This window comes from Nonomuraea zeae, assembly GCF_005889725.1.
GTDB classification, from domain to species: domain Bacteria; phylum Actinomycetota; class Actinomycetes; order Streptosporangiales; family Streptosporangiaceae; genus Nonomuraea; species Nonomuraea zeae.
The window spans coordinates 32,072-46,867 of record NZ_VCKX01000069.1 but is presented as its reverse complement, the minus strand read 5'-3'; the positions used below and the strand labels follow the sequence as shown (position 1 = coordinate 46,867).

Annotated in this window: 15 protein-coding genes; 7 read left to right on the top strand and 8 right to left on the bottom strand. The window is 74.3% G+C overall.

From position 1 onward, the window contains the following. The 6 genes from ETD85_RS22855 to ETD85_RS22830 all read right to left on the bottom strand — a co-directional run. A partial coding sequence (locus ETD85_RS22855) for a hypothetical protein (RefSeq protein WP_206058462.1) occupies positions 1-461 on the bottom strand: 461 nt, incomplete at its 3' end. Between the two features lie 134 nt (positions 462-595). Then, positions 596-1,015: a hypothetical protein gene (locus ETD85_RS22850; RefSeq protein ID WP_138691805.1), complete on the bottom strand. Its 420-nt coding sequence runs from the start codon at positions 1,013-1,015 to the stop codon at positions 596-598. A 104-nt stretch (positions 1,016-1,119) separates the two neighbouring features. Then, entirely contained in the window at positions 1,120-2,154 is a 1,035-nt protein-coding gene (locus tag ETD85_RS22845; RefSeq protein WP_138691804.1) for a hypothetical protein, read from the bottom strand. Positions 2,155-2,315: 161 nt separating this feature from the next. Continuing rightward, on the bottom strand, positions 2,316-3,218 hold the full coding sequence (locus tag ETD85_RS22840) for an alpha/beta fold hydrolase (protein ID WP_138691803.1): 903 nt from the start codon (positions 3,216-3,218) through the stop codon (positions 2,316-2,318). Positions 3,219-3,324: 106 nt separating this feature from the next. Next, complete coding sequence (locus ETD85_RS22835) at positions 3,325-4,863, bottom strand: MFS transporter (protein WP_138691802.1); 1,539 nt, start codon at positions 4,861-4,863, stop codon at positions 3,325-3,327. Positions 4,864-4,880: 17 nt separating this feature from the next. Beyond that, the gene (locus ETD85_RS22830) at positions 4,881-7,025 is read right to left on the bottom strand and encodes an AfsR/SARP family transcriptional regulator (RefSeq protein WP_138691801.1); all 2,145 of its coding nucleotides are present in this window, start codon (positions 7,023-7,025) and stop codon (positions 4,881-4,883) included. A gap of 113 nt (positions 7,026-7,138) precedes the next feature. On the opposite strand from ETD85_RS22830, the gene ETD85_RS22825 reads away from it, so the two are divergent. Further along, positions 7,139-8,017, top strand: a complete 879-nt coding sequence (locus ETD85_RS22825) for an alpha/beta fold hydrolase (protein WP_138691800.1) — start codon at positions 7,139-7,141, stop codon at positions 8,015-8,017. 47 nt (positions 8,018-8,064) lie between these two features. On the opposite strand, the gene ETD85_RS22820 is transcribed toward ETD85_RS22825, so the two are convergent. Next, complete coding sequence (locus ETD85_RS22820) at positions 8,065-9,432, bottom strand: serine hydrolase domain-containing protein (RefSeq protein WP_138691799.1); 1,368 nt, start codon at positions 9,430-9,432, stop codon at positions 8,065-8,067. 144 nt (positions 9,433-9,576) lie between these two features. Next, positions 9,577-10,452, bottom strand: a complete 876-nt coding sequence (locus tag ETD85_RS22815) for a LysR family transcriptional regulator (protein ID WP_138691798.1) — start codon at positions 10,450-10,452, stop codon at positions 9,577-9,579. A 104-nt stretch (positions 10,453-10,556) separates the two neighbouring features. Between ETD85_RS22815 and ETD85_RS22810 the strand changes: the two genes are divergently transcribed. The 6 genes from ETD85_RS22810 (at position 10,557) to ETD85_RS22785 (ending at position 14,796) form a co-directional block, all read left to right on the top strand. Next, the gene (locus ETD85_RS22810; protein WP_138691797.1) at positions 10,557-10,922 is read left to right on the top strand and encodes a YybH family protein; all 366 of its coding nucleotides are present in this window, start codon (positions 10,557-10,559) and stop codon (positions 10,920-10,922) included. Positions 10,923-10,986: 64 nt separating this feature from the next. Then, positions 10,987-12,129, top strand: a complete 1,143-nt coding sequence (locus ETD85_RS22805; RefSeq protein ID WP_138691796.1) for an adenylyl-sulfate kinase — start codon at positions 10,987-10,989, stop codon at positions 12,127-12,129. A gap of 74 nt (positions 12,130-12,203) precedes the next feature. Beyond that, complete coding sequence (locus ETD85_RS22800; RefSeq protein WP_138691795.1) at positions 12,204-12,746, top strand: helix-turn-helix domain-containing protein; 543 nt, start codon at positions 12,204-12,206, stop codon at positions 12,744-12,746. Between the two features lie 3 nt (positions 12,747-12,749). Then, positions 12,750-13,112, top strand: coding sequence for a hypothetical protein (locus ETD85_RS22795; RefSeq protein WP_138691794.1), 363 nt, complete (start codon positions 12,750-12,752; stop codon positions 13,110-13,112). Next, entirely contained in the window at positions 13,109-14,002 is an 894-nt protein-coding gene (locus ETD85_RS22790) for an ABC transporter ATP-binding protein (protein WP_138691793.1), read from the top strand. The genes ETD85_RS22795 and ETD85_RS22790 overlap by 4 nt, the downstream gene beginning before the upstream one ends. Then, positions 13,999-14,796, top strand: coding sequence for an ABC transporter permease (locus ETD85_RS22785; protein WP_138691792.1), 798 nt, complete (start codon positions 13,999-14,001; stop codon positions 14,794-14,796). Before ETD85_RS22790 ends, ETD85_RS22785 begins: the two co-directional genes overlap by 4 nt.

Here is a 14,796-nt window from a genome sequence, read left to right as displayed (position 1 = left end):
GGCGGGGCGGCGTACAGGAGGAGCAGGACCACGGCGGAGGCGGCGAGCGCGGCGCTGTACCACAGCGGGGAGATGCCGAAGAGGATCTCGCCCCGCTCGGTCCGGCCGAACAGCCCGTCCGGGTACAGGGCCAGCCGTTGCTCGGCCATCTCGGGGATGAGCTGCCAGTCCGCCTCGGACTTCGTGGTGAGCGCGGTGACGGCTCCTGCCACCGCGGCCAGGGTCAGGGTCAGCATCGTGACCCGCAGCAGCCGCCGGGTCCTGCGTACGACCGTGACCAGGACCAGCACGGCAGGGGCGCCCACTCCGACGAGCATGTCCATGGCGACCCAGAGCACCGTCGCCGGGTAGCCGACGTACCCGTGGAAGAGGTCGTCGACCGCGCCTCTGGGGCCGATCCACGCGGGCATGCCGTCCGCGAGGTTGACGGCCGCGGGGAGGAGCGGAAGCAGCACGGCCACGGCGGCGAGAGGCCATGCCCGCGCAGGTGCGATCCGGATGGGAGGCGCCGGAGACAGCACGAGCGGCGGACCGCCCAGGTCGTGGGCGGAGCGCGCCGCCCACACCGTCCCGAAGACCCCCAAGACGCCCAGAATCAGGAGCAGGACCAGGTCGTAGTCAACGCCCCAACCGCCGAACGAGACGATCGAGTGGCCTCCCGACGACAGCAGCGACAGCGCCGCCGACGCCCCGCCCATCCGAGCGTGCAGGCGACGCTGAGGTACAGCGCCGCCCGTAACAGCCGGACCGGCCGCGCGTTGACCGCCGCCGCACCGGCCCGCCGCCCGCGCAGCACCTGCCAGTACGCCCAGCCCTGCAGGACTCCGCCCGCCACCACGAGGAGCTCCACCCACCACGTGTAGGGGACGAACTCGGGATCCCACCCCCCGGTGACGATCTCGCGCAGCAGTTCGGGGTCGCCGGTGGCCAGCGCGAGGACGCCGGACCCGACGACCGCGGCCACATAGACGGCGGCGAGGAGCGCGGCGATTCTGCCGAATCGGTAGCGGCGCACGGAACACCCTCGGGCGGAAGCGGACAGGATTCCAGCAAAGGCGCCCAACCCTAGCGAGCCGCACCGAAACGATCAAGTGCCGGGTGCGCGCCGTCCGCCCGATTTCACCGCCCGTGCGCCCCCGCGTCATGGAGGAGCTCGGTGATCGTGGTGGCGCGCATCATGTGCGGGCGCAGCAGCCGGGCCCGGCCCTCGGGGATGCCGCCGGCGAGCGCGGCGTGGGTGAGCGCGACCGTGATCCACTCGGGGTCGGCCGGCTGGCCGTCGTCCTGCCTGAGCAGCGGGTCCGAGGCCGACCGGCCGGCGCTCAGCATCCGCAGCAGCGGGCGGGCCGGTGCGGGGATCGGGAACGCGACGAGATCGCCCCGCCGGTCGGGCAGGGTGACGATCACGGGCTCGGCGTCCCGGCCGAACGGCAGGGTGCGGGTGTCCTGCAAGGTGAGCCGGGCGAGCGCGCCGGGCGCGGCGCCGGTCCCGTCGAGCAACGCCACGGCGGCGGCTTCGGCCGAGCGGCCGTCGGAGGCCAGGCGGGCGATGCCCCTGCGCAGCAGCCGCCGTTCCTCGCGGGTGAGCGTGCGCAGGCCGGCGGCGTCGTGCGCCGCCGGGGAGTCCGGGCGGCGGGTGTCCCGTACGGTGCCGCTTCGCCAGGCGAAGGCGTAGAAGGCGGACAGCGCGTTGCGCTTCCTGGCCACGGTCCCCTTCGACAGGGGTTTGCCGGGGGAGCGGACGCCGGTGTTGAGTGCGCCGGTGAGTGCGGCGTCGCAGTAGGCGTCGAGGTGGGCGCCGGTCACCGCGAGCGGGTCGAGCGCCGGCTCCACGAGGTGCAGCCAGCGCAGGAACGCGGACATGATCTGCAGGCGGGTCTGCCGCGTGCCCGCGGCGGGCCGTTCCTGGAGCCAGGCGGCGACCGTGCGCCAGGTCAGCGGGTCCAGGGCGTCGACCAGATCCACGTCGGCGCCGGGCACCTCGCCCCCGTCGCGGGGCCGGCGGTGCGGTCGCAGCCCGGCGATCTCCCCGATGCTGCGCACGCTCGGGGCCGGCGGCCGCCCGGTGGCGTCCTTGGTCTGGTCCATGGTGGGACCGATGCCGGCGAGCAGGGAGCCGGGCTCCAGGGCCGGGACGTTGTGGGAGCCGCGCATGCTCAGCACTCGATCGGGGCGGCGACGTGGCCAGGCACCACAGGGACACCGGCGGGGGCAGGGGCGGGGATGGCCGTCGTGCGGGAACCGAGCCGGCCGGGGCCTGGGATACCGTTCATGATCGCGATCATCTCACGAAGCGCCGCCCGAACTCCTCCTGCCTAGCTCTTCAGGAACGTCCGGATGAGGCCGGCCACGTCAGCGGGGGCCTGCAGGTGCAGGAGGTGGCCCGCGTCCGGCAGGCGCACCAGCGCGGGTCCGCTCAGGGCGGCGAGCTCCCGTTCGATTCCGGCGACGAGGGCCTCGCTCAGCTCGCGGAACTCGTCGGGGAGCTGCGCCAAGGGCGGCAGCTGTCCCGCCTGGACGAGCAGCACCGGGCAGCGGACCTGCCGCAACACCGAGAAGACGTTCCACCCGTCGAGCGGCGTGAGCAGCGCGGCGAGGTCGCCGGGGCCCGGCTTGCGCCGCCAGGACGACGGCCCGTCGAGGGCCAGTGCGCGGCGGGTGGCGGCCTCCTCCAGGGCGGCGTCCACGCCCATCGCCTGGGCGCGCTGCCGTACCTGGGCGGTCAGCGCCGCCACCTGCTCCTCGCTCAGCACGGCGGGGGCCGCCGCCAGGCCGGCGAGCTGGGCCGCCCTGCGCCGCACGACCTCCTGCGGCGTCACTCCCGGGTAGAGGCCGGGGTCGCCCCCGCCGAACCCGTCGAGATCCACCACGCCGGGGCACCCGGGCCGCCGGTGGCCGTGACTGACGGCGATCATCCCGCCCAGGGAGTGCCCCACCACGTACGGGTCGGGCAGCTTGAGCGTCTCGGCGACCGCGTCGAGGTCGGCGAGGTGGGCGTCCCAGCCGTAGTCGCCGTCGGACGGGGCGTCGGACCGGCCGTGGCCGCGCAGGTCGTAGGCGACCAGCCGGGCCTCGGGGAGGTGCCGGCGCAGCGGCTCCCAGTCCAGCAACGTGCGGTTTGCGCCGTGCACCAGCAGCACGTCGGGTCCGTCGCCGCCATGGTCGGCCACGGCGATCCGCCCGGCCGGTCCGTCGATCTCGACTTCCTGTGTCTGCAAGTCGGCTCTCTCGTCTCTGCGGGGGAAAGGAGCTCGCGCCGGGTTCGTACGTGTTGATCATTATATCCGGCGGATCAGGGCCGGCCCATGGGAGTCGCCCCGCACTTCACCTCGGAGACGGCCTCGTGCCGCGCGGGTCCGGCGTCGTGCTCGCCGGCGACGGTGCCGCGCTCACCACCGCGAACAGCGCCGCCGCGCGCTCGGCGGTGCCCAGGGCCCAGCGCCCGGTGCTGAGCAGTCCCAGGAGCAGGATGCCGGCGCCGAGCCCGAGCACCAGCCACCACACGCCGCGCTCGGCGACGGTGAACGCCGTCCCCCCGTGGGCCGAGGCCACGATCGTGCCGGCGATCGCGACGCCCAGGGTGGTGCCGGTCTGCCGGCCGGCCGAGGCCAGCGCGGAGGCCATCCCGGCCATCGAACGCGGCATCCCGGACACCGCCGTGTTCGTGATCGGCGGGTTGACGGTGCCCAGGAAGACCCCGAACAGCACGTAGATCGCGAGTACGGCGGGCAGCGGGGTGTCCGGTCCGAGCCAGAGCGACGTACCGCCGCCCAGGGCCAGCGCGGTCCCGGCGACCACGAGCGGCAGCCTGGGACCGCCCGCGCCGACCAGCCGGCCGGTGACGGGGGAGAGCACCACCACCAGCGCACCGACCGGGAGCAGGCACAGCCCGGCCGCGAGCGCCTGCAGGCCGCGCACGTCCTGCAGGTACTGGGTGGTCACGAACAGGAACGCGCCGAACCCGCACAGCCCCCAGAGCGCCATCAGGATCGCCGAGCTGAACGGCACGCTGCGAAACAGGCGCAGCTCCAGCAGCGGGTCGGCCCGGCGTGGCTCGTAGGCGAGGATGCCCAGCGCGCAGAGCGCGGCGACGGCGAGCAGGCCGAGGACGACCGGCGAGGTCCAGCCCGAGCCGCCGGACTCGATGATCGCGTAGACGACGCCGCTCAGCATCACGATCACCAGGAGCTGGCCCACCGGGTCGAAGCGGCGCGCCCGCTCGGCACGGGACTCGGGCACGAACAGCGCGGTGCACACGAGCGCGACGGCCACGATCGGCACGTTGATCAAGAAGATGGAGTGCCAGCCGAGACCGTCGACCAGCGCGCCGCCGAGTATCGGGCCCAGTGCCAGCGACAAGCCGGTCATCGAGCCGAAGACGCCGATGGCCCTGGCCCGCTCGGCCTGGTCGGGGAACGCGGTGACGACGATCGCCATGGCGACCGGGTTGAGCATCGTGCCGCCGACCGCCTGCAGCGCTCGCGCCGCGATCAGCCAGCCGGTGCTCGGCGCCAGGCCGCACAGCAGGGAGCCCAGCCCGAAGACGGCCAAGCCGGCCTGGAAGACGCGCCGGCGGCCGATCCGGTCGGCGGTGGAGCCGGCCAGCACCAGGAAGCCGGCCAGCACCAGGGTGTACGCGTCGACCGTCCACTGCAGGCCGGACACCGAGGCGTCCAGGTCGCGGCGAATGGCCGGGAGCGCGACGTTGACGATGGAGATGTCCATGACCACGACGATCACGCTGGCGCAGCAGGTCGCGAGGACCAGGTAGCGGCGGCGCCTGCCGAGCTCGCCGGTCGCGGGCTTCCTGCCGGGCTTCCTGGAGAGTTTCCTGGTGGGTTTCCTGATGGGTGAACCGCTCATGACTCGGACGCTAGGAGTTAGAGCGTGCTCGAAGTCAAGCCGGTGGTGAGGGCGTCGAGGTGCCCGGCGACAGGGCCCAGGGTCAGCAGGCCGCTGCCCGCGCCGGCCAGCTCTCCCGCCGCGGGCAGCAGCTCCTCGCGGGCGCGGGCCATGGCCGCCCGGTCGCCGACGGCGATGGCGGCCTGCCCCGTGAGGCACCACATGGCCTCGAACAGCAGGTCGCGCGGCGGGTCCGGGACCTGGCGGAGCGCGGAGGCGGCCGCGCCGGACCGGCCCCGGGCCAGCAGCGCCAGGGGGCGGACCCACGGCTCGTACGGCCCCCAGTCGGCGTCGTCGTCGGTCAGGATGCGCGCGTCCGGAGGCCGGCGTACGGACAGGAGGGCGAGCGGCAGCAGGCCGCGCTGGAGGCCGGGCATCCCGGCGCCGTCGAGCCGCGCGGCCGCGGCCCGGTAGGCGGCCTCCGCCTCCTCCGGCTCGCGGCCCTGCGCCGACAGCCGGAGCGCTCGGTACCACTGCGCGAACACCGGCACCAACGGGAGCTCGTGCCGCTCGGCGAGCCGTTCCGCCGCGAGCGCATGCCGGTCGGCGGTGGGGAAGTCCGCCAGGGCGCTGCGGGCCTGGACGCGGATGAGGTGTCCGAGCACCTCGGAGGTGACCAGGCCGTGCCGCGCCGACAGGGCGATCAGCTCGGCGCCGATCTCGTCCCTGCGCGGCGCCAGCCCCGCGCGCTGGAAGGTCTGCATGAACACGCCGTTGAGCGCGAACGCCAGCAGCGCCGGATCGTCCAGGCGCCGGGCGATCTCTTCGGCCTGCCGGGCGGCCTGCGGGCCGCGTTCGGCCCGGGTGCCGCGCGACTCCAGGGCGATCGTGGCCAGCAGCCGGGCTCGGGCCGCCTCGTGCGTGCCGGGCGGGAGCGCGGCCAGGGTGCGTTCGGCCGCCGCCACGATCTGCGCCGCCTGCCCGGGATCGTCGGAACGGGTCCAGATCGCCGGCACGTCGTACGTGCCGATCACGCGGGCGGTCAGCTCCGTGTCGCCCAGCTCCTCGGCCGCCGCGATGGCCGCCAGGCGCTGGCGGCGGGCCGCCTCAAGACCGCCGCCACCGGTCACCGCCAGGCTGCGCAGCAGGACCACGGTCGACTCCAGCCGGGCCCTGGCCCCGGAGGCCACGGTCCGGTCGTAGGCGGCGGCCGCCTGCGCCCACACCCGATCCGCCGCCTCCGACGGTGCCGCAAGAGCTTTCGGGTCGAGACGCGCCGGCCCGGACGGGGAAGCACCGGCCGCCGGGTCGAGGCGCGCCGGCCCGGACGGGGAAGCACCGGCCGTCGGGTCGAGATGTGCCGCCCCAGGTGGGGAAGCACCGAGCCTCGGGTCGAGGTGGGCCGCCTGGGAGAGGATGTCGGCCTGCAGCCGGCGCAGCCCCGGCCCCGGGTCCACGCCGAGCTGTTCCACCAGCAGCGTTCGCGCCCGGCGCAGCACCGCCAGCGCGTCTCCCTGGCGCCCGCTGCGGTAGAGGGCGAGGGCCAGCAGCCGCCAGGCGTCCTCGCGCCACGGATGCCCGGCCAGATGCGCGTCCAGGTCGGGCACCGCCTGCGCGGGCCGCCCCAGCGCCAGGAGCGCCTCGGCCCGCCGCTCCACCGCCTGCAGCCGCAGCTCCGCCAGCCGGGCCCGCTCGGCCCGCGCCCAGTCCTCGTCGGCGAACTCGGCGTAGGCGGGCCCGCGCCACCAGCCCAGCGCCTCCTCCAGCCGGCCCAGCACCTCCTCCAACCGGGCCGGCACCCCCTCCAGCCGGGCCGGTGCCTCTTCGGCAGGCAGGGGAGCGGTCGCGGCCTGTTCGAAGCGCCAGGCGTCCACCGCGCCGGGCTCGGCGCGCAGGGCGTACCCCGGTCCTTCGGTGACCAGCAGCCGGGCCGCCGCGCGCGGCGGGCGATCGGGTTCGAGCGCGCGGCGCAACGCCGCCACGAACGTACGCACCGCGCCCACGGCGTCCGGCGGCGGATCCGCCCACAGGTCATCGACGAGGACGCCCACGGGGACGACGCGGCGGCGGGCGACGATCAGGCGGGCCAGCACGGCGCGGTGCCGCGGCCCCTTCAACGCGATGGCGTCCCCGCGCTCGTCCCAGGCCGTCACCGTCCCCAGCACCCCGAACAAGACCCGCACCCCGTCACCCCCCAAGCCACGATATAGCCCGCCCGCGCGCTGCTCATCGGATGCTCATCCACGCCCGGCAGGCTGAGGAAACGCCAGGTCATCCACCGGAGAGGACTCCACCCATGACGCCTGCCATCGACGGCTTCACCTACCACCGCGTCCCGGTCGCCGACGGCGTGTCGCTGAACGCGGCCGTCGCCGGCTCGGGCAGCCCGATCGTCCTGCTGCACGGCTTCCCGCAGACGCATCTGATGTGGCGGCACGTGGCGGCCGACCTCGCGGCCGGCCACACCGTGATCTGCCCCGACCTGCGCGGGTACGGCGCCAGCGACAAGCCCGCGGAGACCGGCGCCGCCACCTACGCCAAGCGCACCATGGCCGCCGACATCGTCGCCCTGGCCAGGGCGCTGGGCCACGAGCGGTTCGCGCTCGCCGGGCACGACCGCGGCGCGCTGGTCGCCTTCCGCGCCGGGCTCGACCATCCCGGCACGATCACCCATCTGGGCGTGCTCGACGTGCTGCCGACCCTGGACATGTGGGACGTGATGCGCGGGACCAGCGCCGCCGTCGGCTTCCACCTCTACCTGATGGCCCAGCCGCCCGGCCTGCCCGAGCGGATGATCGCCGCCGACCCGGACGGCTTCTTCGGCCACTTCCTCGACCTCTGGGCCAACGATCCGCAGGCCGTGCCGGCCGGCGTCCGGGCCGCCTACCTGGACGCCTGCCGGGCCGCCGTGCCCTCGATCGTCGCCGACTATCGCGCATCCGCCGGCATCGACGTCGAGCACGACCAGGCCGACCGGGACGCCGGCCGCCGGCTGGAGATGCCGGTCACCGTGATCCAGCAGGACTGGGGCGCGGCCCTCGGCTACGACGCCGCCGGGCTGTGGGGCGCCTGGGCGCGGGACCTCCGGCACATGACGGTCACCTGCGGACACTTCATGGCGGAAGAGGCGCCCGCCGACATCGCCCGGGCCCTGCGCGAGCTGCTCGCCCGCTGAGCCTCGCCGGAAGCAGGCTCGCCGGAAGCAGGCTCGCCGGGAGCAGGTCAGGACGCGGCCCGGCCGAACAGCCGGCCGGCGAGGTCGATGCCCACGATCGCGCCGCCGTCGTCGCGGGTGAAGTAGCCGCGCTGACCCTTCAGCCCGCCCTCGGTGACGATGTACTCGTCGCCGTCGCCGGGCAGGAAGCCGATGGCGGCCGGCGGGTAGTCCGGGGGCATGTCGGCCTCCGACGCCTGGCGGATCTCCGGCTTGATCTCGGCCGCGAGCGTGAGCCGGTGCCCGTCGGCGGCGACGTCGATGTTCATGGCGTCGATCTCGTAGCGGCCGGCGACCTCCCGCGCCCGCGTGTCGTCGTACGGGACCGGCTCGGGGTCGCGATCGACGACGCCGAGGTGGTGTTCGAGCGCCCAGCGGACGACTGCCTGGTTGAAGAGGTAGCCGTCCGGGCCGGCGTTGGCCAGGGAGACGACGGCGAAGTCGCGTTCCGGCACGATGAGCAGCTCGGCGAACTGGCCGTTGCCCGACCCGCCGTGCCCGATCGTGCGGACCCCGTCCACCTCCCGCAGGAACCAGCAGATCCCGAAGGCGTCGCCGAGCGTGCTGGCCCGCAGCTCGACCGTCTCCTCACGCATCTGGCGCAGCGTCCCGGCCGGGAGCACGCCGCCGCCGTCGCCGAGCTGGAACCGGGCCCAGCGCAGCAGGTCGCTGACGGAGGACGCGATGCCCCCGCCGGGGTTGTTGCCGTGCGCGCCTCCCGGGTTCGCCTTCCACGGCTGCGCGGGACGCAGCTCGCCGTCCTCGTCGCGGTTGTGCCCCACGGCGAACCGCCGGACCATGACGTCGTCCAGCTCGAAGAAGGTGTTCGACAGCCCGGCCGGCTGCAGGACCAGCGCGGCCACGGCCCTCTCGTAGGGCAGGCCGGTGACCTTCTCGATGATCCGGCCGGCCAGGTTGTAGCCGGCCTGGCTGTAGGAGGCGCGGGCGCCGGGCGGGGCGATCTGCGGCAGCTCGGCCATCTTCGCCACGAACGCGGCCAGCGAGCCGTCTTCCTCATCGGTGCTGATCAGGTTCCAGTCCAGGCCGGCGGTGTGGTTGAGCAGGTTCAGCACGGTGATGCGGGCCGCGGCCTCCTCGTCGGCGAGCCTCAGCTCGGGAACGTAGCGGCGCACCGGCGCGGCCAGGTCCACCTTGCCCTCCGCGACCAGCCGCATGAGCGCGGTCGCCGTGAACGTCTTGGTCACCGAGGCCAGGTGGAACAGCGTCTTCTCGTCGACCGGCAGCGGGTGGTCGACGTTCGTCACGCCGTGGGAGGCGTGGATCTCCCTGCCGCCGGCCAGCACCCCGGCCGCCGCGCCGGGGATGCCGAACTCCTCGGCCGCCGCCTTGACGAAGTCGGAAAGATTGTCCTGCATGTGGTTCGCCTCTCACCGCTCCCCTGCGTCGCGCGCCGGGGAAGCCCGTCCTGAATGTTTCGCACGTCTTGCGTGCACATCCGACGATGGCCGTGGCCGCTGACAGCGGGCTGATGGCGGACAGATTTCGGCTCTCAGCGAGAGTCAGCCGGGGAAGGCGCGGCGGGCGTAGGCGAGCAGCTCGCGCACGGCGGGGCCGTGCGTGCCGCGCCAGACCAGCGCGAGCAGGGCGGGGGTCGTGGCGTCGTCGATGGTCAGGGCGGTGAGCCGGTCGCCGTGCTGGGCGGCCATCGAGTCGCTGAGGACGGCGACGGCGATGCCGCGGGCGGCCAGGTCGGCGATGGCGTCGGCGGCGCTGGCCTGCAGCGCGATGACGGGCCGCACGTCCTGGGCCGCGCAGGCCTGGTCGAACACCGTGCGCAGGCCGGTGCCCGCCGGCATGCACACGATCGGGTACGCGCTCAGCTCCGCCAGCGTGACCCGGTCGCGCCCGGCCAGCGGATGCCCGGCGGGGACGGCGGCGACCAGCCGTTCGCTGATGATCGTGTGGGCCTCGAGCCCGTCGGGGGCGGTCGCGGTGCCGACGAGCGCCAGGTCGAGGCTGCCCGCGCGGACGGACTCGATCAGCCGGTCGGAGCCGTCCTCCAGCAGGGAGATCTCCACGCCGGGATGCGCCCGGTGGAAGGCGGCCAGGGCGTCGAACAGCGGCGTGATCGTGCAGCCGGTCACCATCCCGACCGCCAGCCGGCCGCGGATCAGCTCGGTCACCTCGCCCACCGCCTGGCCGACGGCCGCCGCGGCGGCGAGCGCGGCGCGGGCGTGCTCCAGCGCGGCCAGGCCCGCGACGGTGAGGGTGGCGGCACGTCCCGACCTGTCGAACAGGTCGGCGCCGAGCTCGCGTTCGAGCTGGCGGATCTGGGCGCTGACGCCGGACTGGCTGATGTGCACCCGCTCGGCCGCGCGGGTGAAATTCTGCTCCTCGGCCACCGCGACGAAGTATTCGAGCTGCCTCAGTTCCATGACTGGAAATTCTAGCTCCTATCGAAACCATCTGTTGGACTTCTGGTAGCGCATCCGGCAGGGTGGGAGGCGTTGAAGCCCGAACGATCAGCTTGGAGGCAGCCATGCCGGAATATGAGAAGGCCCTGCGCCCTGAGGACATCACCCGGTTGTTCGTCGAGCGGTCCAACGCCGGCGACGCCGACGGTGTGGCCGCGCTGTACGAGGAGGACGCGGTGCTGGCCTACCCCCCCGGCAGCCAGACCGTGGGGCGGGAGGCGATCCGCGCCCTGTGGGCGAAGGTGCTGGCCGGGCGTCCGCACTTCGAACCGGAAGCGCCGCTGCCGACCCTGATCAGCGGCGACCTCGCGCTCACCTCGACCCCGCCCAAGGACGGGACCGGCGCCCGCGCGCAGGTCGTCAGGCAGCAGCCGGACGGAAGCTGGCTGCGGGTGCTCGACCAGCCCGAGTTCGCCTCGCCCACCGGCTGACACGCCGCGGGCGGCCGGAAAATCCGGTCGCGGAGCGCGGTCGCGAGCCGTTAGCGTGCGGCGGATGAGCGACCATCGGCTGCCTCTGCTGTGGCTGTGCGGGCCGTCGGGGGCCGGTAAGTCGTCCGCCGGCTGGGAGATTTTCGCCCAGCTCAGCCGGTCCGGGGTCAGGACGGCGTTCGTGGACGGCGACCAGATCGGCCTCTGCATGCCGCTGCCCGAGGACCGCGCGCATCGCCTCAGGGCACGGAACCTCGCGGCGATGTGGCCCAACCTCCGCCTGGCGGGTGCGCGGTGCGTGGTGCTGTCGGGGTTCGTCCACGCGTCCGAGGAGGTCGGCGAATACACGAGGCTGCTCCCGGACGCGGCCCTGACGGTGTGCCGGTTGCGCGTGGACCCGGGCGAGCTCAAGGACCGCTTCCTCGGCAGGGGCTGGCGCCCCGACCTGCTGGCAGAGGCCGTCGCGGACGCCGAGGCGCTGGAGCGTACGGACTTCGCCGACGTCTGCGTGGACACCGGCGGGCTCACCGTCGCGGAGGCCGCCACGCTGGTCCGCGCCCGGACCGGCCTCACCGAGCCGGCCTGCCCTCCGGACGGATCCGGCGCCCTCGTGCCCAGCGGCCCGGTCCTCGACCCGGCTCCCGTGCTGTGGGTCTCCGGAGCCACCGCGACCGGCAAGTCCACGGCCGGATATGAGGTCTTCTCCCGGCTCGTACGCTCCGGCGTACCGGCGGCGTATGCCGATCTGAAGCAGATCGGCGCGCTGCGGCCGGGCACCGGCGACGATCCCGCCGGCCACCTGCTCAAGGCCCGCAACCTCGCCGCCGTCTGGTCCGGCCACCTCGCCGCCGGCGCCCGCTGCCTGGTCGTCTCCGGCGACGCCGACCGGGACGAGACCGTACGCCGCTACGCCGAGCTGCTGCCCGCGGCGGCGCTGACGGTGGCGCGCCTGCACGCGAGCCCCGCCACGCTGGCCGAACGCGTCGCGCGGCGCGGCGGGGGAGGCGGGCCCGCGCTGCCGGGCGACGAGCTGAAGGGGCTCGGCCCCGCCGCGCTGCGCCAGGTCGCGGAACGCGCGGCGGCCGACGCCGCGGCGCTCGACCGGGAGGGCGCGGGCGACATGCGCGTGGACACCGACGGCAGATCGGCCGAGGAAGTGGCTGAGCACATCCTCACCACTTGGCCCGACCACCCCGAGCGAGCCTGACCGCCCCGTCCCCTTGGCACCCGGGAGAAGCCTGCTGGGGCATTCTCATTATCGATAGTGATAACGTAGTCGACGTGAGAGCTTCGACCGAGCGCTGGGCCGAACTGGCGCTGCATCCCGTGCGCATCCGCATCCTGGGCGCCGTGGCCGGCGGCCGTCGCACGGCCTCCGACCTGTCGGGCCTGCTGCCCGACGTGCCGCAGGCCACGCTGTACCGGCAGATCGCCACGCTGGCCAAGGCCGGCCTGCTGGAGGTGGTGGAGGAGCGCAAGGTCGGCGGGGCGACGGAGCGGGTGTACGCCGTGCCGGAAGGCGGGGTGACGCCTACCGCCGAAGCGCTGGCCTCGACCTCCAGGGAAGAGCACGCGCGGTATTTCACCGCGTTCGTCAGCAGCCTGCTGTCGGAGTTCTCGCGCTACCTCGACCGGGAGCACATCGACCTGGCGGCCGACGGCGCCGGCTACCAGCAACTGGTGCTGCACCTGACCGACGAGGAGTTCGTCCGCTTCGCACAGGGGTTCGCCGAGCTGGTCCAGCCCCTTCTCGCGAACGACCCGGGAGCGGACCGGACGCCCCGCTTGCTGGCGACGATCCTGCTCCCCCTGATGAAAGGCTGATCCATGGCAACCGTAACGATCACCGGCGCTTCCGTCACCATCGAGTTCGGCCCGTGGGAGCGGCTCTTCGCCGGCCGCGCCCGGCACGCGATCCCCCTGGCGGCGGTCCGGCGGGCGAGCGCCACGGATGAGCCGCTGCGCATCCCGCGCGGCGCGAGAAAGGGTCTGACCGTGTCGGGCCACACCAAGATCGGGGTGTGGGGCATCTACGGAGGTCCGCGGCAGCTCGTGTCGGTCAGCCGCCACCTGCCCGCGGTGCACCTGCTGCTGGACCGTACGAGCTCCGGCGGCGAGTTCGACGAGGTGGTCATCTCGCTCCCCGACGCCGCCCGGGTCGCCGCGGCCATCCAGGCTGTGGCCGTGTGAGCGGCATCGAGGTGCGCAACCTGAGCAAGAGGTACGGCTCGCTCACCGCCGTCGACGACCTCAGCTTCACCGTCAGACCGGGCGCGGTCACCGCCTTCCTCGGCCCCAACGGGGCCGGCAAGACCACGACCATGCGCATGATGATCGACCACGTCGCCCCCACCTCGGGCAGCGCGACGATCGGCGGACGCCGCTACCGCGACCTCCCGCGCCCGACCACCGTGGTGGGCGCGGTCTTCGACACCGCGTCCTTCCACCCGCAGCACTCGGCCAGGGATCACCTGAGGATCTACGCCGCGATGGGCGGGCATCCCGATGGCCGGGTCGACCACCTGCTCAGCCTGCTGGGCCTGGCCGGGGCCGCGGGGCGCAGGACGGGCGGCTACTCCACCGGCATGCGGCAGCGGCTCAACCTGGCCACCGCCCTGCTGGGCGATCCCCGCGTCCTGCTGCTGGACGAGCCGGGCAACGGCCTGGATCCCGAGGGCCTGGCCTGGCTGCGCTCGTTCCTGCGCGAGCTGGCCGGCGAGGGCCGCACGATCCTGGTCTCCAGCCACGTGCTCAGCGAGGTGCAGCAGGCCGCCGATGACGTGGTGGTCATCGGCCGGGGGCGGCTGCTGGCCGCCGGCTCCCTGCGCGACCTGCCCGGCACGGCGCAGGACGTCCTGGTACGCACTCCCGACGCCACCGAGCTGTGCCCGATCCTGGCGCGCGAGGCCCACCGGGTGGACGCGACCGGCCCCGAGGACCTGCGCGTCCGCGGTCTCGACCCGGCCAGGGTCGCCGGCCTGGCCGCCGCGCACGGGCTGCGCGTCCACGGCCTGACCACCGAGGACCGCAGCCTGGAAGAGCTCTTCCTCGACCTGACCGGCGAACGGACGCACACGTGAAGCCCTTCATCCACGCGGAGTTCCGCCGGCTGCTCGCGACCCGGATGTGGCTCGGCACCCTGCTCGTGGCCGCGCTCCTGGGCGGCGGCCTGATCGGCGTGCTGGGCATCGCCGGGCCGGAGAACTTCCAGCCTTCGATGCCGGGGCTGCACACCGAGGCCGGAGTGCGGGCGGTCATCGGCTTTCTCGGCTTCACCGCCTTCGTCCCGGCCGCGATCGGCACCCTGGCCGTGACGTCGGAATACCGGCACCGGACCGTCAATTTCACGTTCCTGTTCGCGCCGGACCGCTGGCGGGTGCTGGCCGCCAAGCTCATCACCTATGGCGTGGCCGGCGTGGTCTACGGGCTCGTCCTGTCGGGCACCGCCGCCGTGGCGCTGTTCGGCGCCGCCGCGGCCCGTGGCGTCACCCTGGGCCTGCCTGCCGCGGCCGTCGTCGAGCTGCTGGCCCGCCTGGGTGTCGCGATGGCCGCCTACACGGTGCTCGGCGTGGGCCTGGGCGCGCTGATCCGCAACCAGGTCGCGGCGTTGTGCGTGGTGATCGGCTACCTGTACGGCGGGGAGCTGCTGCTCGTCATGATCCCGGGCGTCCGGGAGCTCTATCCGTGGCTGCCCGGCGGCGCGACCGCGGCGCTGACCGACTTCACCGCCGTGGCCGACGCCCTGGCCCAGCAGCTGGCCGGCGAACCGGTCCAGCTGCTGTCCCCGCTTGCCGGTGCGCTGATCCTGCTCGGATACACCGCACTGGCGAGCGCGGCGGCACTGCTGAAGCCCCTGCGCCGCGACGTCGCCTGA

Bases quoted from the DNA above. Each gene is read 5' to 3' on its own strand.
- ETD85_RS22845 (WP_138691804.1), bottom strand. From the start codon at position 2,154: ATGCGCGGCTCCCACAACGTCCCGGCCCTGGAGCCCGGCTCCCTGCTC.
- ETD85_RS22835 (WP_138691802.1), bottom strand. From the start codon at position 4,863: ATGAGCGGTTCACCCATCAGGAAACCCACCAGGAAACTCTCCAGGAAG.
- ETD85_RS22825 (WP_138691800.1), top strand. From the start codon at position 7,139: ATGACGCCTGCCATCGACGGCTTCACCTACCACCGCGTCCCGGTCGCC.
- ETD85_RS22820 (WP_138691799.1), bottom strand. From the start codon at position 9,432: ATGCAGGACAATCTTTCCGACTTCGTCAAGGCGGCGGCCGAGGAGTTC.
- ETD85_RS22815 (WP_138691798.1), bottom strand. From the start codon at position 10,452: ATGGAACTGAGGCAGCTCGAATACTTCGTCGCGGTGGCCGAGGAGCAG.
- ETD85_RS22810 (WP_138691797.1), top strand. From the start codon at position 10,557: ATGCCGGAATATGAGAAGGCCCTGCGCCCTGAGGACATCACCCGGTTG.
- ETD85_RS22805 (WP_138691796.1), top strand. From the start codon at position 10,987: ATGAGCGACCATCGGCTGCCTCTGCTGTGGCTGTGCGGGCCGTCGGGG.
- ETD85_RS22795 (WP_138691794.1), top strand. From the start codon at position 12,750: ATGGCAACCGTAACGATCACCGGCGCTTCCGTCACCATCGAGTTCGGC.